The sequence below is a fragment of the Streptomyces sp. NPDC002054 genome, from assembly GCF_040296685.1.
GTDB lineage: Bacteria > Actinomycetota > Actinomycetes > Streptomycetales > Streptomycetaceae > Streptomyces.
Genome location: NZ_JBEOXT010000022.1, coordinates 86,523 through 110,755, shown reverse-complemented (window position 1 = coordinate 110,755; position 24,233 = coordinate 86,523). Strand labels below are relative to the sequence as shown.

At 72.8% G+C, this 24,233-nt stretch carries 1 protein-coding gene (only partly in view); it reads right to left on the bottom strand.

Annotated features, from left to right (window positions below; all coding sequences use genetic code 11):
• On the bottom strand, nt 1-24,216 hold the 5' portion of the coding sequence (locus tag ABT123_RS21570; protein ID WP_351316998.1) for an SDR family NAD(P)-dependent oxidoreductase. Its footprint begins 6,477 nt before the window's first position; 24,216 of the gene's 30,693 nt are visible here — the first part of the coding sequence; it begins with the start codon at nt 24,214-24,216; the stop codon falls past the left edge of the window.
• Nucleotides 24,217-24,233 lie beyond the last annotated feature (17 nt).

Here is a 24,233-nt window from a genome sequence, read left to right as displayed (position 1 = left end):
GGGCTCTGCGACCCGGGCCAGCCGGGCTGCCAGCACCTGACGGTCACGGACCAGCAGCTGCGGTTCTCCGAGGGTGGCCAAGGACTTCAGTACCTCGTCGTCAGGCTCCTCTCCTGCCACGTCCACGAGGACGAACCGGTCCGGGTACTCCGACTGCGCGGACCGCAGCAGACCCCATACCGCCGCGGCGGCCAGGTCCTCTCCGGACACGGCGCCGCTGGTGACGAGGACCAGGGGCGAGTCGGTCGCGGGCCGCTCCTCCTGTACAAGCTCCAGCGCCTGCGCAGTCAGTGCGTGCACCGATCCGACGACATCGCCGGAGTCGGCCGCCGCATCCAACCGGAGCAGCTCCACGTCCGGCGCCGCGATGCCGGGAACCTCGACCGGTGCCCACTCCACCGCGAACAGCGCATCGCGCACCGCCGCACCCGTCTCGCCCAACTGCCGGTCGGACACGGGCCGTACGGCGAGCGAGCGGACGGAGGCGACGAGCGCGCCCGTGCCGTCCGCGAGTGCCACGGACAGGGACCCGTCACCGCTCGGGGTGAGCCGGGCCCGCAGGGCCGACGCACCGGTCGCGTACAGCGACACGCCGGACCATGCGAACGGCACTCCGCCGCCCGCCGTGTCTCCTGCTCCCGCCGCGGCGGCGTGCAGGCTCGCGTCGAACAGCGCAGGGTGCAGACCGAACACCCCGCCGTCCACGTCCTCGGGCAGGGCGACCTCTGCGTACACCTCCTCGCCGAGCCGCCAGGCCGCCCGCAGGCCCTGGAACACCGGGCCGTACACGAACCCGGCTTCGGCGAAGCGCTCGTACACCTCGGACACGTCCAGGGTCTCGGCGCCCGCGGGCGGCCAGGCCGCCGCGTCGAACACCGGTTCCGGGGCCGGGGCCACGGCGAGGAAGCCCTCGGCGTGGCGCGCCCACAGGGTGTCGGAGCCCGTGTCCGGGCGGGAGTGGACACTGACCGGCCGGCGGCCGGCGTCGTCCGGCTCGCCCACCCAGACCTGCACCTGTACGCCGCCCTCGGCGGGCAGCACCAGCGGCGCGGCCAGCGTCAGCTCCTCCACCGCCGCACAGCCGACCTCGTCGCCCGCCCGTATCACCAGTTCGACCAGTGCGGTGCCGGGCACGAGTACGGCGCCCATGACCGCGTGGTCCGCGAGCCACGGGTGCGACTGCACCGACAGCCGTCCGGTGAACAGGTGTCCGGCAGATCCGGCCAGTTCGACGGTACCGGTGAGCAGGGGGTGTTCCGCGGGCTTGAGGCCCACGGATTCCGCGCTGCCCGCGTAGGCCATGACCGCCGGCCAGAACCGCCGGTGCTGGAAGGGGTAGGTGGGCAGGTCGATGCGCCGGGCGCCCGAGCCCGCGTAGAAGGCGGACCAGTCGACCTTCACGCCGTGCGCGTGGAGGCGGGCCACGGCCTGCCGTACGGCCGACTCCTCGGCAGTGTTCCTGCGCAGTACGGGGACCAGGGCGGCACCGTCGGTGGCCGACTCCTGGGCCATGGCGGTGAGAACACCGTCCGGGCCCAGCTCCAGGAAGCGGGTCACGCCCAGGTCGGCCAGGGTGCGGATGCCGTCCGCGAAGCGGACCGCCTCACGGACATGGCTCACCCAGTACTCCGGGGTGCACAGCCGCTCGCTCTCGGCGAGGTCGCCGGTCAGGTTGGACACGACGGGGATCGAGGGCTTCGAGAAGGACAGCCCGGCCAGGACCGTGCGGAACGCGTCCAGCATCGGGTCCATGAGCGGGGAGTGGAAGGCGTGCGAGACCCGGAGGCGGGTCGTCTTCCGACCCTGCGCCTCGAAGTGGGCACGTACGGCTTCCACCGCTTCCTCGGCGCCGGACACGACCACAGCCGACGGACCGTTGACCGCGGCGATGGACACGGACTCGGACTCGCCCAGCAGCGGGAGGACTTCCTCCTCCGTGGCCTGGACGGCGAGCATCGCGCCGCCCTCGGGGAGCGCCTGCATCAGCCGGCCACGGGCCGCGACCAGCGCGCATGCGTCGGCGAGGGAGAAGACCCCGGCCACGTGGGCCGCGGCCACCTCACCGATGGAGTGACCGGCCACGAAGTCGGGCGTCACACCCCACGACTCGACGAGACGGAACAGCGCCACCTCGACGGCGAACAGGCCGGCCTGGGCGTACATGGTCTGGTTGACCAGATCCGCGTCCTCGCCCCAGACGACCTCCCGGACCGGGAAGTCCCACTCCGCGGACACCGCGTCGAAGGCCTCCGCGAACATCGGGAAGCGCGCGTACAGCTCACGCCCCATCCCGAGCCGCTGCGAGCCCTGCCCCGAGAACAGGAACGCCAAGGGTGCGGTGGTCGCGACGGCCGTGGCCGTCTCGCCGCGCGCCAGGGCTCCGAGGCCGGCCAGGAGCTGGTCCCGGTCCGCCGCGGGGAACGCGGCGCGGTGTTCGAGTGCCGCCCGGGTCGTGGCGAGCGAGTAGCCGAGATCGGCGGGACGGATCCCCTCGGTCTCGCCTACGAGCGCCAGCAGGCGCCCGGCCTGGGCGCGCAGGGCCTCTGCCGTCGCTGCGGACACCACGAGCGAGGCGGGGGCCTCGGGTTCGGACGCGGCGGCGGGGGCCGCCGGGGCCATCGGGGCCTCCTCGACGATCACGTGCGCGTTGGTACCGCTGATCCCGAAGGACGAGACTCCCGCGCGGCGCGTGCGCCGGCCGTCGCCGGCCCAGTCACGGGCCTCGGTGAGCAGCCGTACGTCACCCGCGGTCCAGTCGACCTCGTGGCTCGGCTCGTCCACGTGCAGGGTCGCCGGCAGGGCGTCGTGACGCATGGCCATGACCATCTTGATGACACCGGCCACGCCGGCCGCGGCCTGCGAGTGGCCGATGTTCGACTTGACCGAGCCCAGCCACAGCGGCCGGTCCGCCGGCCGCCCCTGTCCGTACGTCGCCAGCAGCGCCTGCGCCTCGATCGGGTCGCCGAGCGTCGTGCCGGTGCCGTGCGCCTCGACGACGTCGATCTGGTCGGCGGCGAGCCGCGCATTGGCGAGGGCCTGCCGGATCACCCGGCGCTGCGAGGGGCCGTTCGGAGCGGTCAGGCCGTTGGAAGCACCGTCCTGGTTGACGGCGGAGCCGCGGATCACGGCGAGCACCTGGTGCCCGTTGCGGACCGCGTCCGAGAGCCGCTCGACCACGAGGAAGCCCGCGCCCTCGGCGAATCCGGTGCCGTCGGCCGCCGAGGCGAACGACTTGCACCGGCCGTCGGAGGCGAGCCCGCCCTGGCGGCCGAACTCGGCGAACACACCCGGCGTCGCCATCACCGTCACACCGCCGGTCAGCGCCAGCGAGCAGTCTCCCTGCCGCAGCGCCTGCACCGCGAGGTGCAGCGCGACCAGGGAGGACGAGCAGGCGGTGTCGACTGCGACGGCGGGGCCTTCGAGGCCGAGCTTGTAGGAGACGCGGCCCGAGACCACGCTGCCGTTGCCGTCGCTGCCCGGGTAGTCGTGGTACATCACGCCGGCGAACACGCCGGTGCGGCTGCCCCGGAGCGAGGTCGGGTCGATGCCCGCGCGCTCCAGCGCCTCCCAGGCCAGCTCCAGGGTGATCCGCTGCTGCGGGTCCATGGCGAGGGCCTCGCGCGGTGAGATGCCGAAGAAGGCCGGGTCGAAGTCGGCCGCTCCGTCGAGGAATCCGCCGGTGCGCGTGTAGTACGCGTCCGGGCCGGTCCCGTTCGGGTCGCGCAGGGAGGACAGGTCCCAGCCCCGGTCGACGGGGAACGCGGAGATCGCGTCGCCGCCGGAGGTGACGAGCCGCCAGAGGTCCTCGGGGCTGGTCACGCCGCCCGGATAGCGGCAGGCCATGCCGACGATCGCGATGGGCTCGTGCCGATCGGCGGCGAGCTTGCGGTTGTCGGCGCGCAGCTGGGCGGTCTCGCGGCGGGCGGCGGCGAGCGCGGCCCCGTCTGCGTCCTCGGCAGTGTCCTGCTCCTGCTCTTCGGCGAGGTCTGCGGAAGTGATCCGGACCTCCGCGAGTTCCAGGAGGCTCTCCATCAGGCCGGCGTCACGCAGCCGGCTCGTCGGGATGGACCGGAGTGCCTCGCGGACCTCCTCCTCACCCGAGATCTCGCCGGTTCCGTTGCCCCCGAGGAGGGTGAGGAGGAGGTCGGTGACGGAGTCGGCATTGGGGTGGTCGAAGGCGAGGGTGGCGGGCAGTCGCAGGCCGGTCGCCTGGTTCAGGTGGTTGCGGAGCTCGGTCGCGGCGAGCGAGTCGAAGCCCAGCTCCTGGAAGGCCCGGTCCGCGCCGATCGCCTCGGCCGAGGCATGCCCCAGCACCGACGCGACCTGCGCCCGGACCAAGTGCAGCACCGTACGCCGCCGCTCCCCCGCCGACAGGCCGGACAGCCGGTCGTTCAGGGTCGGCTCGGCGCCGGCCGTGCCACTGCCGGCCGCCGCGGCCCGCCGTACGACGGGTGCAAGGCCGCGCAGCAGGGCGGGTACCTCGTCCTTGCGGCTGCGCAGAGCGGCCGTGTCGACCCGTACGGGGACGACGGTGGCGCGCTCGGACCGCAGGGCCGCGTCGAACAGGGCCAGACCGGCCTCGTGGGTCAGCGGCGGTACGCCCTGGGCGGCCATCCGCTTGCGGTCCACGTCGCGCAGGTAGGCGCCGAGTCCGCCGCCGACCTCCCAGAGGCCGAAGGCCATGGAGGTGGCGGGCAGGCCTTCGGCCGCCCGGTGTGCGGCGAGGGCGTCGAGGAAGACGTTCGCCGCCGCGTAGTTGCCCTGCCCGGCGGTCAGTACGAGACCGCCGGCTGAAGAGAACAGTACGAACGCGGCCAGGTCCATCTCCCGCGTCAGCTCGTGCAGATACCACGCGGCATCCGCCTTGGGGGCATAGACCGTGTCCACCTGCTCGTGCGTGAGCGCGGCCATGACGGCGCTGTCGCCGACGCCGGCGGCGTGGATGACGGCGGTCAGCGGACGCTCCGCGACGATCTCGGCGAGGAGTCCCGCGAGCGCCTCCCGGTCCGCCACATCACACGCGGTGATACGGACCACGGCGCCCAGCCCGGCCAGCTCGGCCGCCAACTCCTCAGCACCGGGGGCCTCAAGACCCCGCCGGCTGGTCAGCACCAAGTGCCGGACGCCGTACTCCGTCACCAGCCGACGGGCCACGACCGCACCCAGACCACCGGTACCACCGGTCACCAGCACCGAACCCTCGGCATCGAATGCAGGAACGCGGTCGGCCGCCTCCAGCCGGACCAGACGAGGCACCCACACCTCGCCCGCGCGCACCGCGGACTCCGGCTCACCCGTCGCCAGCGCATACGCCACGTCATCGACAGCCGCGCCCGGCTCCACATCCACCAGCACGAACCGGCCCGGGTTCTCCGCCTGCGCCGCACGCACCAGACCCCACACCGGAGCCTGCACGACGTCGAGCCCAGCATCTTCCGACACCGCGACCGCGCCACGCGTCACCACAACCAGACGGGACGCCGCGAAGCGCTCATCGGCCAGCCACGACCGCACCACGTCCAAGACCCGGTACGACACCACACGCATACCGGAGGGGACATCCGAGGCGACCTCGGCTGCGCAGTCCAGGACCACCACACCAGGCACCGAACCCTCCGCCGGCACCTCGCCCCAACGAACCCACGACTCGTCACGAGCAACCGCCGGAACAACCGACCAGTCGATCCCGAACAGCGGACTCCCGGAGGCCCCCAACTGCTCCGCAGAGACCGGCCGACTCACCATAGAGCCCACCGAGAGCACCGGCGTGCCGGTGACATCGGCGAGCGCCAGCGTCCAGCCGTCCTCGCCGACACGGGTCAGCCGCACCCGCACCTCGGCGGCGCCGACGGCGTGCAGCGCCACGTCGGTCCAGACGAACGGGATCGCGGTCTCGCCCGTGCTCGTCAGGATCGCCGCGTGCATCGCGGCGTCCAGGAGGGCGGGGTGCAGGCCGAACCGGCCTGCCGCGTCCCGCTCCTCCACCGGCAGCGCGACCTCGGCGAACAGCTCCTCGCCACGCCGCCACACCGCCCGCAGCCCACGGAACACCGGACCGTAGCCGAACCCGGCCCCGGCGAAGCCCTCGTAGGCACCGTCGAGGGACACCGGCTCGGCGCCGGCCGGCGGCCAGGCCGCCGCGTCGAACACGGCAGCTTCGACGGCGTCCGCGCTCAGCACGCCACCGGCGTGCCGGACCCACACCCCGTCCTGGTCCTCGTCCGGCCGGGAGTGCACGGTGACCTGGCGGCGCCCGGACTCGTCCGACTCACCGACCCACACCTGTACCTGTACGCCGCCCTCCACCGGCAGCACCAGCGGCGCCGCGAGCGTCAGCTCCTCCACCACCGCACAGCCGACCTCGGCACCCGCCCGCAGGGCGAGTTCGAGCAGCCCGGTGCCGGGCACCAGCACCGCGCCCATCACCGTGTGGTCCGCCAGCCATGGGTGTGTCCGGAGCGACAGCCAGCCCGTGAAGAGGTAGCCGTCGGCGGTGACGAGTTCCATCGCGGCACCCAGCAGCGGGTGATCCGCGGAGGTGACACCGACCGAGTCCAGGTCGGCTGCCCCCAGGGTCCCGTCCAGCCAGTAGCGCTGCCGCTGGAAGGCGTAGGTCGGCAGGTCGACGTGAGCGTTCTTGTCCGTGGCGCCGAAGAACTGCCGCCAGTCCACGGCGATTCCGGCTCCGTGCAGTGCGGCGAGCGCCGCGACCAAGGTGGCGGCCTCGTCCCGGCCCGCGCGCAGCACGGGCAGGGCGGGCGTGCCGTCCGAGCAGTCCCCGGCCATGCCGGAGAGGACGGCGTCGGGGCCCACCTCCAGGAAGCGGGTCACGCCCGCCTCGGTCAGCGTACGGATGCCGTCCGCGAAGCGGACCGCGTCGCGGACATGGCTCACCCAGTACTCCGGGGTGCACAGCCGCTCGGTTTCGGCGATCGCGCCGGTCAGGTTGGAGACGACCGGAAGGGTGGGCGCGGAGAAGGACAGCCCCGACACCACCACACGGAACTCGTCCAGCATCGGGTCCATCAGCGGCGAGTGGAACGCGTGCGAGACCCGAAGGCGGGTCGTCTTGCGGCCCTGCCCCTCGAAGTGCGCCCGTACTGCCTCCACGCCGTCCTCGGCGCCCGAAATGACCACCGAGGAGGGGCCATTGACGGCCGCGATCGAAACGGACTCGCCGAGCAGCGGGAGGACTTCCTCCTCGGTCGCCCGGACGGCGACCATCGCGCCGCCCTCGGGCAGCGCGTCCATCAGCCGGCCACGGGCCGCGACCAGCGCGCACGCGTCGGCCAGCGAGAACACCCCGGCCACATGGGCCGCGGCCACCTCACCGATGGAGTGACCGGCCACGAAGTCCGGCGTCACACCCCAGGACTCGACGAGCCGGAACAGCGCCACCTCGACGGCGAACAGCCCGGCCTGGGCGAACACCGTGCGGTTCAGCGCATCGGCGTCCTCACCCCAGACCACCTCCCGCACCGGCATGTCCAGGCCCGCGCACACCGCGTCGAAGGCTGCCGCGAACACCGGGAAGCGCTCGTACAGTTCACGCCCCATCCCGAGCCGCTGCGAGCCCTGACCCGAGAAGAGGAAGGCACACGTTCCGGCGCCCCGGGCAGATGCCGTGAAGACACCACCCGGCAGCGCAAGGTCTCCCGCGGCCAGTCCGCGCAGTCCCTCGGTCAGTTCCTCGCGTCCGGTGGCGACGACCGCCGCCCGCTGCTCCAGCGCGGTCCGCGTGGTCGCCAGCGCGCCGGCCGTCGCCGCCAGGTCCAGGCCCGGCCGGGATTCGACGTACGCGAGCAGGCGCGCGGCCTGCTCGCGCAGGGCCTCCGGAGTCGCGGCGGACACCAGCCACGGCAGTACGCCGGCCTCCGGTCCCGTCGCGGCCTCGGCCTCTGTCTGCGGGACCGAAGCTTCCGTGGCTGCCTGTTCCAGGATCACGTGCGCATTGGTGCCGCTGATGCCGAACGCCGAGACGCTCGCGCGGCGGGGACGGCCGGTCTCCGGCCACTCCACCGCTTCCCCGAGCAGCGCCACCGCGCCCTCGGTCCACTCCACGTGCGGCGAGGGCTCGTCCACGTGCAGCGTGCGCGGCAGCACGCCCTCCTGCATGGCCATGACCATCTTGATCACTCCCGCGACGCCGGCCGCGGCCTGCGCGTGCCCGATGTTCGACTTGATGGAGCCGAGGAGGAACGGCCGGTCCTCCGGCCGGTCCTGCCCGTACGTCGCGATGAGCGCCTGCGCCTCGATCGGGTCGCCGAGGGTGGTGCCGGTGCCGTGCGCCTCGACCGCGTCCACCTCGGCGGCCGACAGGCCGGCGGAGGCCAGGGCCTGGCGGATGACCCGCTGCTGCGAGGGCCCGTTGGGGGCGGTGAAGCCGTTGCTGGCGCCGTCCTGGTTGACCGCGGAACCGCGGATCACGGCCAGGACCCGGTGTCCGTTGCGCTGTGCGTCGGACAGCCGCTCGACGAGCAGTACGCCGACGCCCTCGGACCAGCCGACCCCGTCGGCGCTGCCCGCGAACGCCTTGCAGCGGCCGTCGACGGACAGGCCGCGCTGGCGGCTGAACTCGATGAACATGCCGGGCGTGGACATGACGGTCGCGCCGCCGGCCAGGGCCAGGGAGCACTCTCCCGCCCGCAGGGCCTGTACCGCGAGGTGCAGGGCCACCAGTGAGGACGAGCACGCGGTGTCCACCGTGACGGCCGGGCCCTCCAGGCCCAGCGTGTACGAGACCCGGCCGGAGACGACGCTGCCGCCGCTGGTGCCGGAAGGGTGCGCGCCGAGCGCGTAGTCGTGGTACATCACGCCGGCGAAGACGCCGGTGCGGCTGCCCTTGAGCGTGGCGGGGTCGATCCCGGCCCGCTCCAGGGCCTCCCAGGAGGTTTCGAGCAGCAGTCGCTGCTGCGGGTCCATGTACAGGGCCTCGCGGGGCGAGATGCCGAAGAAGGCCGGGTCGAAGTCCGCCGCCTCGTGGAGGAAGCTGCCGCGGCGCGTGTAGCTCTTGCCCTCCTTGCCGGGCTCCGGGTCGTACAGGTCCTCGATGTTCCAGCCGCGGTCGGCGGGCAGGTCGGAGACGGTGTCCCCGCCGTCCATCAGCAGTCGCCACAGTTCCTCGGGCGAGGTCACTCCGCCCGGGTAGCGGCAGGCCATGCCGACGATCGCGATCGGGTCGTCGTCGACGGGGCGCCGGTGTTCGGTGCCCCGTACGGCCGCGTCCGAGGTCGCATCGGTGGTGCCGAGGAGGGTGAGGAGGAGGTCGGTGACGGAGTCGGCGTTGGGGTGGTCGAAGGCGAGGGTGGCGGGCAGTCGCAGGCCGGTGGCCTGGTTCAGGTGGTTGCGGAGCTCGGTCGCGGCGAGCGAGTCGAAGCCCAGCTCCTGGAACGCCCGGTCCGCGCCGATCGCCTCGGCCGAGGCATGCCCGAGCACGGACGCGACCTGCGAACGCACCAGGTGCAGCACCGTACGCCGCCGCTCCCCCGCCGACAGGCCGGACAGCCGCTGCGTCAGCGAGGCAGCGGTGGCGCTGCCGGATCCGGCAGCCGCCCGGCGGGCGCGCCGCGGGGCGAGCCCGCGGAGCAGGGCGGGTATCTCGTCGGTACGGGAGCGCAGGGCCGCGGTGTCGACCGTGGCGGGCACGACGAGGGGCCGGGCGGAGCGCAGCGCCGAGTGGAAGAGATCCAGGCCGGTCTCGGCCGACAGGACGGGCAGGCCCTGGGCCGCCATCCGCTTGCGGTCCACATCGGTGAGGAGCGCGCCCATGCCGACTCCCGCATCCCACAGGGCGAAGGCCATGGAGGTGGCGGGGAGGCCTTCGGCCGCCCGCTGCGCGGCGAGGGCGTCCAGGAAGACGTTCGCCGCCGCGTAGTTGCCCTGCCCGGCGGTCAGCACAAGACCACCCGCCGAGGAGAACAGTACGAACGCGGCCAGGTCCATCTCCCGCGTCAGCTCATGCAGATGCCACGCGGCATCCGCCTTGGGGGCGAGGACGGCGTCGAAGCGGTCCTCGGTCAGGGCCCCGACGAGCGCGTTGCTGCTGATACCGGCGGCGTGGAAGACGCCGGTCAGCGGACGCTCCGCCACGGTCTCGGCAAGGAGTCCCGCGAGCGCCTCCCGGTCCGCCACATCACACGCGGCGATACGGACCATGGCACCGAGTCCGGCCAGCTCGGCCGCCAACTCCTCAGCCCCGGGGGCCTCAAGACCCCGCCGACTGGTCAGCACCAAGTGCCGTACGCCGTACTCCGTCACCAGACGACGGGCTACGACCGCACCCAGACCACCGGTACCACCGGTCACCAGCACCGAACCCTCGGCATCGAAGACCGGCACCACATCACCGGAGGAGTCCAGACGCACCAGCCGAGGCACCCACACCTCACCCGCCCGCACCGCGGACTCCGGCTCACCGGTCGCCAGCGCATACGCCACGTCGCCGACAGCCGCCCCCGGCTCCACATCCACCAGCACGAACCGGCCCGGGTTCTCCGCCTGCGCCGCACGCACCAGACCCCACACCGGAGCCTGCACGAGATCCAGCCCAACGCCCTCCGACACCGCGACCGCACCACGCGTCACCACAACCAGACGAGACGCCGCGAAACGCTCATCAGCCAGCCACGACCGCACGGCATCCAGCACCCGGTACGACACCGCACGCACACCGGAGGGAACATCCGACGTCCCGACCCCTGCTGCGCAATCCAGCACCACCACATCCGGCACCGGGCCCTCGGCCGGCACCTCCTCCCAACCAACCCACGACTCGTCACGAGCAACCGCCGGCACAACCGACCAGTCGACCCCGAACAGCGGGCTCCCGGAGGCCCCCAGCTGCTCCGCCGAAACGAGGCGGCTGAGCATCGAGCCCACGGACAGCACGGGCTGTCCGGCCGTGTCCGCCATCTGCAGGGACAGGCCCTCGTCGCCGACGCGGGTCAGCCGCACCCGGACCTCGGAGGCTCCGACGGCGTGCAGCACCACGTCGTTCCACGCGAAGGGCACGACGGTGTCGTCGCCGTCGCCCTCCAGCAGGCCTGCGTGCAGGGAGGCGTCCAGCAGCGCGGGATGCAAGCCGAACCGGCCTGCCGCGTCGCGCTCCTTCTCGGGCAGCGCGACCTCGGCGAACAGCTCCTCGCCGCGCCGCCATACCGCCCGCAGCCCGCGAAAGACCGGACCGTAGCCGAACCCGGCCTCCGCGAACCGCTCGTAGGCACCTTCGACGGGGACGACCTCCGCGTCCGCCGGCGGCCATGCCGCCGCGTCGAATCCGGCCGAGGCGTCCACGGCATCCGTGGTCAGCACACCGCCGGCATGCCGGACCCAGACCCCGCCGCCGGTTCCTTCGGTGCACGAGTACACACCGACCGTACGACGACCGGTCTCCTCCGGTGCCGACACCCGTACCTGCACCTGTACGCCGCCCTGCTCGGGCAGGGAAAGCGGTGCGGCGAGCGTCAGCTCCTCCACCACCTCACAGCCGACCTCGGCACCCGCCCGCAGGGCGAGTTCGAGCAGACCGGTGCCGGGCACCAGCACGGCGCCCTTGACGGTGTGGTCGGCCAGCCACGGGTGGGTCTGCCGCGAGAGACGGCCGGTCAGTACCGTCCCGTCCTCGTCGGCGAGGCTCACGAACGCGCTCAGCATCGGGTGCTCGGCCGCGCCGAGCCCCGCGAACCGCACGTCACCCGCACGCAGCACCACGCCGACGGGCCAGTACCGCTGCCGCTGGAAGGCGTAGGTGGGCAGCTCGACCCGGCGGGCGCCGGTCCCGGCGAACAGGGCGCTCCAGTTCGCACTCACGCCATGGACGTACAGCTCGGCCAGGGCGCGTACGGCCGTCTCCTCCTCGTCGCGGCCCTTGCGCAGGGCGCCGACGAACAGGGCGTCGGGCGCGGCGGACTCCTGGCCCATGGCCGAGAGCACGCTGTCGGGGCCGAGCTCCAGGAAGCGGGTCACGCCCGCCTCGGTGAGGGTACGGATGCCGTCCGCGAAGCGGACCGCGTCGCGGACGTGCCTCACCCAGTACTCCGGGTCACACAGCTCCTCCGCACCCGCCACCAGCGGAATCGCGGGCGAGGAGAAGGACAGACCGGAGACGACGGCACGGAACTCGTCCAGCATCGGGTCCATGAGCGGCGAGTGGAAGGCGTGCGAGACCCGAAGGCGGGTCACCTTGCGGCCGAGCCCCTCGAAGTGGGCCCGGACAGACTCCACCGCGTCCTCGGCACCGGAGACCACCACGGCCGAGGGACCGTTGACGGCGGCGATCGACACGGACTCACCCAGCAGCGGAAGGACTTCCTCCTCCGTCGCCGCCACCGCCAGCATCGCGCCACCCTCGGGCAGCGCCTGCATCAGCCGGCCACGGGCCGCGACCAGCGCACATGCGTCCTTGAGGGTGAACACTCCGGCCACGTGGGCCGCGGCCACCTCACCGATGGAGTGCCCGGCCAGGAAATCGGCCTTGACACCCCACGACTCGACGAGGCGGTACAGCGCCACCTCCACGGCGAACAGACCCGCCTGCGCGAACATCGTCTGGTTCAACGCATCCGCGTCCTCACCCCAGACCACATCCTGCACCGGCATGTCCAGGCCCGCGCACACCTCGTCAAAGGTCGCGGCGAACACCGGGAAGCGGGCGTACAGCTCACGACCCATCCCGAGCCGCTGCGAACCCTGACCAGTGAACAGGAACGCGGTCTTGCCGCCCCGCGCCTGGCCCTGGATCACCTGCTCGCCGTTCAGTACGACAGCCCGGTGGGCGAAGACCGACCGGCCGAGGGCGGACAGGCCCACGTCCACCGGCCGCAGCTCCGACTCCTCCGCGTACGCGCGCAGCCGCACGACCTGATCCTGAAGCGCGTCCTCCGTCTTGCCGGACACCAGCCACGGCACCACACCCGGAACGACGTCCGCAGCCGGCACGACACCGGTCGACGCGAACTGCTCAAGCACCACGTGTGCGTTCGTTCCGCTGATGCCGAACGAGGACACACCCGCCCGACGCACCCGGCCCGACTCCGGCCAGGCACGCTCCTGCGACAGCAGCTGCACATCACCCGCCGCCCAGTCGACATGCGAGGACGGCGCGTCCACGTGCAGCGTGCGCGGCAGCACACCGTGCCGCATCGCCATGATCATCTTGATGACGCCCGCCACACCGGCCGCAGCCTGCGCGTGCCCAATGTTCGACTTCAGCGAGCCCAGCCACAGCGGCCGGCCCTCCGGGCGGTCCTGGCCGTAGGTCGCGATCAGCGCCTGCGCCTCGATCGGGTCACCCAGCGTCGTACCCGTACCGTGCGCCTCCACCACGTCCACATCGGACGTCGACAGACCGCCACTCGCCAGCGCCTGGCGGATCACCCGCTGCTGCGAGGGACCGTTCGGGGCCGTCAGACCATTGCTCGCACCGTCCTGGTTCACCGCCGAGCCACGTACGACCGCCAGCACCCGGTGACCGTTCCGCACCGCATCCGACAGCCGCTCCAGCACGACCATGCCGACGCCCTCGCCCCAGCCGACACCATCGGCGGAATCCGAGAACGAACGGCACCGGCCGTCGGACGACAGACCACCCTGACGCGCAAACTCCACAAACGTCGTCGGCGTCGACATCACCGTCACACCGCCGGCCACGGCGAGGGAACACTCCCCCGAACGCAGCGCCTGTGCCGCGAGGTGCATCGCCACCAGCGAGGACGAACACGCCGTGTCCACCGTCACCGCCGGACCCTCCAGGCCCAGCGCGTACGAGACGCGGCCGGAGGCGATGCTGCCCGCGCTCCCGCTGCCCTGCTGGCCCTCGAACTCCCGGCCGCCGAGCAGGTTGGCGTAGTCGCTGTACATGACACCCGCGAACACACCGGTCTGCGAGCCGCGCAGCGACACCGGATCGATGCCGGACCGCTCCACCGCCTCCCACGTCGTCTCCAGCAGCAGCCGCTGCTGCGCATCCGTGGCCAGCGCCTCACGCGGACTCATCCCGAAGAACTCCGGATCGAACTCGGCAGCGTCGTAGAGGAAACCACCCGCCCGCGCGAACGACTCGCCCTCCACATCCCAACCCCGGTCCCCCGGGAAGGAGCCAACGGCATCCACGCCATCAGCCACCAGCCGCCACAGATCCTCCGGCGAGGTCACCCCACCCGGATAACGGCACGCCATACCCACGATCACAACCGGATCGTGGGCCGTCACGGCCTGGCGCACGGCCACCGGAGCGGCCTCGACCTCCTCCCCGAGGATCTCGTCGCGGACGAATCCGGCGAGCGCGTCCGCCGACGGGTAGTCGAAGACCACCGTGGCGGGCAGCCGCAGCCCCGTCACCGAACCCAGCCGGTTGCGCAGCTCAACCGCCGTCAGGGAGTCGAAGCCCAGGTCCTGGAAAGCCCGCGCCGGATCGACATCGGCCGCGCCTCCGTGCCCGAGCACCAGCGCGATCTGTGCGCGCACCAGGTCGAGCACGGCCCCGTGCCGCTCACCCTCGGCGAGGCCGGACAGTCTCGTCCGCAGTCCGGCCGCGTCGGCCGACCCCGTACGTATGGTGCGGCGCGCCCGGGTCCGGATCAGGCCGCGGAGCAGCGCCGGCACCTCGCCCAGCGCGCGGATCGCGGCCAGGTCCAGCCGGACCGGCAGGATCGCCGGCCGCTCGGCCGACAGCGCGGCGTCGAACAGCGCCAGGCCGTCCGCCACGGACAGCGGCGGCATGCCCAGCCGGGTGATGCGCTCGACCTCGGCGTCGGTCAGCGAACCGGTCATTCCGCCGGTCCGCGCCCAGGGGCCCCAAGCGAGGGAAACCCCGCGCAGGCCCGCGGCCCGCCGGTGCGCGGCAAGGGTGTCGAGGAAGGCGTTGCCGGCGGCGTAGTTCGCCTGCCCCGCGCTGCCGAATGCGGCGGCGACTGAGGAGAACACGACGAACGCCTCAAGGTCGCGTTCCTTCGTCGCCTCGTGCAGGTTCCAGGCCGCGTCCACCTTCGGCCGCAGCACGGCCGAGAGCCGCTCGCCCGTCAGCGAGCCGATCACCCCGTCATCGATCACGCCGGCGGTGTGGATCACTGCCCGTACGTCGTACCGGGCGAACAGGTCGTGTACGGCAGCGGGCTCGGCGACGTCACAGGCCTCGACCGCGACCCGTACGTCCTGCTGCTCCAGCTCGGCGACGAGATCCGCCGCACCGTCGGCGGCGTGGCCGCTGCGGCTGACAAGCAACAGGCTGCGTACGCCGTGTTCGGCCACCAGGTGCCGGGCGATCTCCCGGCCCAGGCCACCCGTACCGCCGGTGATCAGGACGGCACCCTCACCCGCCCAGGCGGGAGCGGTCTCCTGTGCGGCCTCGACCCGGGCCAGCCGCGCGGCGAGGAACCGGCTCTCCCGGACCAAGACCTGCGGTTCGTCGAGCGCCAGTACGGACTCCAGCAGACCGGCGGGCTCCTCGCCCTCCACGTCCACCAGCACGAACCGGCCCGGCTGCTCCGACTGCGCCGAACGCACCAAACCCCACACCGCAGCAGCCGCAAGATCCTCACCCGCGACCGCGCCACGGGTCACCAGCACCAGCCGCGACTCCTCCGGCAACTCCTGCACCAGAGCCAGCACCCGCGCCGACAGCGCATGCACCGACTCCACGACATCGCCATCGCCATCACCGGCCAGCCGGTGCACCACCACATCCGGCGACACCGCCACCGGCGCCGGCACCCGGACCGGCACCCACTCCACCCCGAACAGCCCATCGTGCGGCTGCTCGGCGGAGACCGGACGCACCGTGAGCGCCGTCACCGAAGCGACCGGCTCTCCCGCGGCGTCCGCCAGCGCCGCCGAGATCGCCCCGTCGGGCGTACGGGACAGTCGTACCCGCAGAGCAGACGCGCCTGAGGCGTGCAACGACACGCCGGACCAGGAGAAGGGCACGCCGCGTTCCCCGTCACCGACGAGCACGGCCGCGTGCAGGCCTGCGTCGAACAGGGCAGGGTGCAGTCCGAATCCGGTCAGGTCCGTGTCTTCCGGCAGCGCGACCTCGGCGTAGACCTCGTCGTCGAGCCGCCAGGCTGCTCGCAGGCCCTGGAACACCGGCCCGTACTCGAACCCGGCCTCGGCAAACCGCTCGTACAGCTCCGACACGTCCAGCGCCTCCGCGCCGGCCGGCGGCCAGACCGCCGTGTCGACGGCCGGGTGCGGAGCGGTGGCGGGCGCGAGCACGCCGGTGGCGTGCTGGATCCAGAGGGAGTCGTCCGCGCCGTCCGGGCGGGAGTGCACCGTCACCGTACGGCGGCCGAACTCGTCGAGCGCGCCCACCGCGACCTGCACGCGTACGCCGCCCTGAGCGGGCAGGGTGAGCGGCGCGGCGAGCGTCAGTTCCTCCACTGCCGGACACCCGGCTTCGTCACCGGCGCGGACGACCAGTTCGACCAGGGCCGTCCCCGGGACCAGCACCGCACCCATGACCATGTGATCCGCGAGCCACGGGTGGGTGGCCACCGACAGCCGTCCGGTGAAGAGGAAGGTGTCCGAGTCCGCCAGCTCCACGGCTGCGCCCAGCAGCGGGTGTTCGGCCGACTCCAGGCCTGCGAGCCGTACGTCACCGCCGCGTGCGAAACCGCCGCCCGTGGGCCAGTAGCGCTGGTGCTGGAAGGCGTAGGTGGGCAGCTCGACGGTGCGGGCGCCGGTGCCGGTGAAGAGGGCCGACCAATCCGTGGCGGCGCCGTTCACATGGAGCTCGGCGAGGGCCTGGAGGGCGGACGTCTCCTCGTCACGGTTCTTGCGCAGGAGAGGAACGAGGACGGCCGAGCCGTCCTCCGGCAGGGATGCGGTGGCCATGGCGGACAGGACCCCATCGGGGCCCAGCTCCAGGAACCGCGTCACGCCCTGCTCGTGCAGGGCCCGCACACCGTCGGCGAAACGCACCGCCTCGCGGACATGCCGCACCCAGTACTCCGGGTCACAGACCGGCTCGACCAGCGGGATCGTGGGAGTGGAGAACGACAGGCCGGAGACGACCGCGCGGAACTCGTCCAGCATCGGGTCCATCAGCGGCGAGTGGAACGCGTGCGAGACCCGCAACCGCGTGACCTTACGGCCCTGCGCCTCGAAGTGGGCCCGGACAGCCTCCACCGCGCCCTCGGCACCGGAGACCACCACGGCCGACGGACCGTTGACCGCGGCGATCGACACCGTCTCGTCAAGGAGCGGGAGGACTTCCTCCTCGGTCGCCGCCACCGCCAGCATCGCACCACCCTCGGGCAGCGCCTGCATCAGCCGACCACGCGCCGACACCAACGCACACGCGTCGGCGAGGGAGAACACCCCGGCCACATGCGCCGCGGCCACCTCACCGATGGAGTGACCAGCCAGGAAGTCCGGCTTGACACCCCACGACTCGACGAGACGGAACAGCGCCACCTCGACCGCGAACAGACCCGCCTGCGCGTACGTGGTCTGGTTGACCAGTTCCGCGTCCTCGCCCCAGATCACATCCCGGACCGGGACATCCAATTCCGCGCACACGGCGTCGAAGGCTGCCGCGAACACCGGGAAACGGGCATACAGCTCACGCCCCATCCCGAGCCGCTGCGAGCCCTGACCGGTGAACAGGAACGCGGTCTTACCGGCGCGTGCCTGGCCCTGGATCACCTGCTCGCCGTTCAGCACCACGGCCCGGTGGGCAAAGACCGACCGGCCGAGCGTTGACAGACCCACATCCACCGGCCGCAGCCCCGACTCCTCCGTGTACGAACGCAGGCGCGCGACCTGGTCGCGCAGCGCGTCCTCCGTCTTGCCGGACACCAGCCACGGCACCACACCCGGAACGGCGTCTGCAGCAGCCGGCACCACATCCGCCGACGCGAACTGCTCCAGCACCACATGCGCGTTCGTCCCACTGATACCGAACGAGGACACACCCGCCCGCCGGGCACGGCCCGACTCCGGCCAGGCCGTCCCGTCGGTCACCAGCTCCACCGCGCCCGCGCTCCAGTCCACATGCGTGGACGGCGCGTCGACGTTGAGGGTCTTGGCCACGATGCCGTGCTCCATCGCCATGACCATCTTGATCACACCGGCGACACCGGCCGCCGCCTGCGCGTGCCCGATGTTGGACTTCACCGAGCCGAGCAGCAGCGGGAGTTCACGGTCCTGACCGTAGGTCGCGATCAGCGCCTGCGCCTCGATCGGGTCGCCCAGCGTGGTACCCGTGCCGTGCGCCTCCACCACGTCCACGTCGGACGTGGACAGGCCGCCACTGGCGAGCGCCTGCCGGATCACCCGCTGCTGCGAGGGACCGTTCGGGGCCGTCAGACCATTGCTCGCACCGTCCTGGTTCACCGCCGAGCCACGCACGACCGCCAGCACCCGGTGACCGTTCCGCACCGCATCCGACAGCCGCTCCAGCACGACCATGCCCACGCCCTCGCCCCAGCCGACACCATCGGCGGAATCCGAGAACGAACGGCACCGGCCGTCGGACGACAGACCACCCTGACGCGCAAACTCCACAAACGTCGTCGGCGTCGACATCACCGTCACACCGCCGGCCACGGCGAGGGAGCACTCACCCGAGCGCAGTGCCTGCGCCGCCCAGTGCAGGGCCACCAGCGAGGACGAACACGCCGTGTCCACCGTTACCGCGGGGCCTTCGAAGCCGAAGGTGTACGACACGCGGCCGGAGGCGATGCTGGGCGCGCTGCCGTTGCCGCGGAAGCCGTCGAACTGCTTGCCGTCCAGCAGGGTCCGGTAGTCCGTGTACATGACGCCCGCGAAGACGCCGGTCTGCGAGCCGCGGAGCGAGACCGGGTCGATGCCGGCCCGCTCGATCGCCTCCCAGGACGTCTCCAGCAGCAGCCGCTGCTGGGCATCCGTGGCCAGCGCCTCACGCGGGCTCATCCCGAAGAACTCCGGGTCGAACTCGGCAGCGTCGTAGAGGAAACCACCCGCCCGCGCGAAGGACTCACCCTCCACATCCCAGCCACGATCCGCCGGGAAGGAACCAACCGCGTCCACCCCATCAGCAACCAGCCGCCACAGATCCTCCGGCGACGCCACCCCACCCGGATAACGGCACGCCATACCCACGATCACGACGGGGTCGTCCTCCGCGGCCACGGCCCGCGTCGGCAGCAGTGCCGCCGCCGCATCGGTCGTGTCGCCGCCGAACAGCTCGTCGAGCAGGAAGCCGACCAGCGCGTCGGCCGTCGGGTAGTCGAAGACCAGGGTCGCCGGCAGCCGCAGGCCTGCGGCCGTGCCCAGCCGGTTGCGGAGTTCGACGGCCATCAGGGAGTCGAAGCCGAGGTCCTGGAAGGCTCGCGTCGGTTCGACGGCGGTGGCGTCGGTGTGGCCCAGGACGAGGGCGACGTGCCCGCGTACAAGGTCGAGGAGCACCTCGCGGCGCTCGTCGGCCGTGAGGGCCGAGAGGGTACGCAGCAGACCCGCCGTAGCGGGCGAATCGGGAGCGTCGGAAGCCGCCGAACGCCGGTTACGGGTACGGGGCCGGACCAGCGCGCGCAGCAGGGCGGGTACCCCGTCCTGCGCCCGCATGGCCGCGAAGTCGAAGCGCACCGGGGCGACCAGCGAGGCGTCCGACCGCAGGGCGGCGTCGAAGAGCTCGGCGCCCTGCTCAGGGGTCAGCTCGGGCATGCCGGTGCGTGCGATGCGCTGGAGGTCGGCTTCGGTCAGGGTGCCGGTCATGCCGCCGTCCTGGGTCCACGGGCCCCAGGCCAGCGAGGTGCCCGGCCTTCCGGCGGCCCGGCGGTGCGCGGCGAGGGCGTCCAGGAAGACGTTTCCGGCGGCGTAGTTGGCCTGGCCGGGGCCGCCGAAGAGTCCGGAGACGGAGGAGAACAGGACGAAGGCGGCCAGGTCCAGCTCGCGCGTGGCCTCGTGCAGGTTCCACGCGGCGTCCACCTTGGGGCGCAGGACCGCCGACAGCCGCTCGGGCGTCAGTGCTTCGACCACACCGTCGTCGATCACACCCGCCGTGTGGACCACGGCCCGCACCGCATGACGGGAGACCAGGTCGGTCACCGCTGCCGCATCGGCCACATCGCAGGCCTCGACGCGGGCCTCGGCTCCCAGCCCGGCCAGCTCCGCGACCAGTTCGGCGGCGCCCTCGGCGGCCGGGCCACTCCGGCTCACCAGCAGCAGGCTGCGTACGCCGTGTTCGGCCACCAGGTGCCGGGCGATCACCCGGCCCAGGCCACCCGTGCCGCCGGTGATCAGGACCGTGCCCTCGCCCGCCCACTCCGGAGCCGTCTCCCGGACCGAGCCGTCGAGCCGGGTCAGCCGGGCGGCCAGCACCTCGCCGTCGCGCACGAGCAACTGGGGCTCGTCCACGGCCAGTACGGTCTCCAGCAGCCCGGTCTCGGGCTCCTCGCCCGCCACGTCCACCAGCACGAACCGGCCCGGGTGCTCCGACTGCGCCGACCGCACCAGACCCCACACCGCAGCCGCGGCCAGGTCCTCGCCGGACACCGCGCCACGGGTCACGAACACCAGCCGGGAATCGGCGGACCGCTCCTCCCCCAGCCACTCCTGCACCAGGGAGAGCGCCCGCGCCGACAGCGCGTGCACCGACTCCACCACGTCTCCGTCGCCCGAGAGCCGCGCCATGACGACGTCCGGGGACACCGCCACCGGCTCCGCCGCCCGGACCGGCACCCACTCCACGCCGTACACCGGGTCGCGGTCCGTCGTATGAGCGGCATCGACCGGACGCAGCAGCAGCGACTCCACCGATGCCACCGGCTCGCCGGCCGTGTCGGCCACGGCGACGGTGAGCGCTTCCTCGCGCGTACGGGTCACCCGCACGCGGACCGACGAGGCGCCGGTGGCGTGCAGCGACACGCCCTCCCAGGAGAACGGCACGACGCCGCGCGGCACCCCGTTGAACGCGGTGACGTGCAGCGCGGCGTCCAGCAGTGCGGGGTGCAGGCCGTAGGGGCTGCCGTCGACGCCCTCGGGGAGGGCGACCTCGGCGTACACGTCCTCGCCCTGCTGCCAGGCGGCCTTCAGGCCCTGGAAGACCGGGCCGTAGTCGAATCCGGCCTCGGACATGCGGTCGTAGAGGCCGGTCAGGTCGACCGGCTCGGCGCCGGCCGGGGGCCACGCGGCGTCCGGGGCGTCGAGGGCCACGGTCCGCTCGCCCGTCGCCAGTACGCCCGTCGCGTGCTGAAGCCAAGCCTGGTCGTCGGCTCCCTCACGGCGGGAGCGGATGGTCACCGTACGGCGGCCGTTGCCGTCGGCGGCGGCCACCCGCAGGTGCAGCTGTACGCCGCCCTCCTCGGGGAGGACGAGCGGCGCGGCGAGCGTCAGCTCCTCGACGGTGCCGCAGCCGACCTCGTCGCCCGCGCGGATGGCGAGCTCCAGGAACGCGGTTCCGGGCAGGAGGGCCGAGCCGCGCACCACGTGGTCGGAGAGCCAGGGGTGCGACCGGGCCGACAGGCGGGAGGTGAACAGCATGCCTTCGGCGTCGGACAGTTCGATGGAGGCGCCCAGCAGCGGGTGCCCGGCCATGTCGAGCCCGGCGGCCTGGACGTCACCGGCCGGTGCCGCGCCGGGGGTCGGCCAGTAGCGCTGCCGCTGGAAGGCGTATGTCGGGAGGTCGATGAGGCGCGCGCCCGTTCCCCGCAGCACCTCCGCCCAGTCCACGAACGTGCCGTCGACGAACATCCGGGCGGCGGCGGTCAGTGCAGCCGTCTCCTCGTCGATGCCCTTGCGCAGCAGGGGGACGAGGACCGCGTCGCTGTCTTCAGGCAGGCATGCAGCGGCCATGGCGGACAGGACCCCGTCGGGGCCGAGCTCCAGGAACCGCGTCACGCCCTGCTCGTGCAGGGCCCGCACACCGTCCGCGAAACGCACCGCCTCGCGGACATGCCGCACCCAGTACTCCGGGTCGCACAGCTCCTCGGAGGTGGCCACCATCGCCAGCTCCGGCTCGGAGAACGACAGCCCCGACACCACCGCGCGGAACTCGTCCAGCATCGGGTCCATCAGCGGCGAGTGGAACGCGTGCGAGACCCGCAACCGCGTGACCTTACGGCCCTGCGCCTCGAAGTGGGCCCGGACAGCCTCCACCGCGTCCTCGGCACCGGAGACCACGACCGCCGACGGACCGTTGACAGCGGCAATCGACACCGACTCGCCCAGCAGCGGAAGGACTTCCTCCTCCGTCGCCTGAACCGCGAGCATGGCGCCGCCCTCGGGCAGCGCCTGCATCAGCCGGCCACGGGCCGCCACCAGCACACACGCGTCGGCAAGGGAGAACACCCCGGCCACATGCGCAGCAGCCACCTCACCGATGGAATGACCGGCCACAAAGTCCGGCTTGACACCCCAGGACTCCACCAGCCGGAACAGCGCCACCTCCACGGCGAACAGACCCGCCTGCGCGAACATCGTCTGGTTCAACGCATCCGCGTCTTCACCCCAGACCACATCCCGCACCGGGACATCCAGCTCCGCGCACACCGCGTCAAAGGCCGCCGCGAACACCGGGAAACGGGCATACAGCTCACGCCCCATCCCGAGCCGCTGCGAGCCCTGCCCGGTGAACAGGAACGCGGTCCTGCCTCCCCGCGCCACGCCCTCCGCCACCGGCTGCGTGCCACCCAGCAGCACCGCACGGTGGCCGAGCGCGGACCGGCCGGCCGCGAGGGTCAGGGCTACGTCGGCCGGGCGCGGCCCGGACTGCTCCACGTACGCGTGCAGGCGCGCCGTCTGGTCCCGCAGTGCCTGCTCCGTCCGGCCCGTCAGGACCCACGGCACCACACCCGGCACCGCCAAGGGCCCGTCCGTCCCGGTCTCCGGCTCCGCCGGGGCCGGTTCGGCCTGTTCCAGGACCACATGGGCGTTCGTGCCGCTGATGCCGAAGGCGGAGACCGCCGAGCGGCGCGGGCGGCCGGTGGCGGGCCAGTCGGTCCGCTCGGTGAGGAGTTCGACGGCGCCCGCGCTCCAGTCGACGTGCGAGGTCGGCTCGTCCACGTGCAGGGTCCGGGGCAGGACGCCGTGCCGCATCGCCATGACCATCTTGATGACGCCGGCGACACCGGCCGCGGCCTGCGCGTGCCCGATGTTCGACTTGATGCCGCCGAGCAGCAGCGGCTGGTCCGCCGGCCTGCCCCGGCCGTAGGTCGCGAGCAGTGCCTGGGCCTCGATCGGGTCGCCCAGCGTGGTACCGGTGCCGTGGGCCTCGACGGCGTCGATCTGGTCGGCGGTCAGCTGCGCGTTGGTGAGCGCCGCCTGGATGACGCGCTGCTGGGAGGGTCCGTTGGGGGCGGTGAGGCGGCTGCTGGCGCCGTCCTGGTTGACCGCCGTGCCCCGGACGACGCCGAGCACCTGGTGGCCATTGCGGCGGGCGTCCGACAGTCGCTCCACGAGCAGGACGCCGACGCCCTCGGCCCATCCGGTGCCGTCGGCGGCCTCGGCGAAGGGCTTGCAGCGGCCGTCGGCGGCGAGGCCGCGCTGGCGGGAGAACTCGGTGAACAGGCGGGGGGTCGGCATGATCGCGACGCCGCCGGCCAGGGCCATGGTGCATTCGCCGGCCCGCAGGGCGCGTACGGCCAGGTGCAGGGCGACCAGGGAGGAGGAGCAGGCGGTGTCGACGGTGACGGCCGGGCCTTCGAGGCCGAAGGTGTAGGAGATCCGGCCAGACAGGACGCTGACCGCGCCGCCGGTCAGCAGGTGGCCCTCGGTTTCGGCGGTCTGCTTGGCGAGGGAGCCGTAGTCGGTGTCGGCGCCGCCGATGAAGACGCCGGTCTCGGTGCCGCGCAGGGCGGCGGGGCTGATCTGGGCGTGTTCGATCGCCTCCCAGGAGGTTTCCAGCAGCAGTCGCTGCTGCGGGTCCATGGCGAGGGCCTCGCGCGGGGCGATGCCGAAGAGGTCGGCGTCGAACTCGGCGGCGGCGTCGAGGAAGCCGCCGTGGCGTACGTAGCTCTTCCCGGGGGTGCCCGGGGTGGGGTCGTAGAGCGCTGCGGTGTCCCACCCGCGGTCCTCCGGCAGGTCGCCGACGGCGTCGGTGCCGTCGGCGACCATCCGCCACAGGTCCTCGGGGGAATGGACTCCGCCGGGGAACCGGCAGGCCATGCCCACGATGGCGATCGGCTCGTTGTCCCGGGCCTCGACGGACTCCAGCCTCTGCTTGGTGCGCCGCAGGTCTGCGGTGACCTTCTTGAGGTAGTCGCGGAGCTTGTCTTCGGAGGAGGGGCCGGCCTTGGGTGCCATGGGTGGGAAAACCTCGC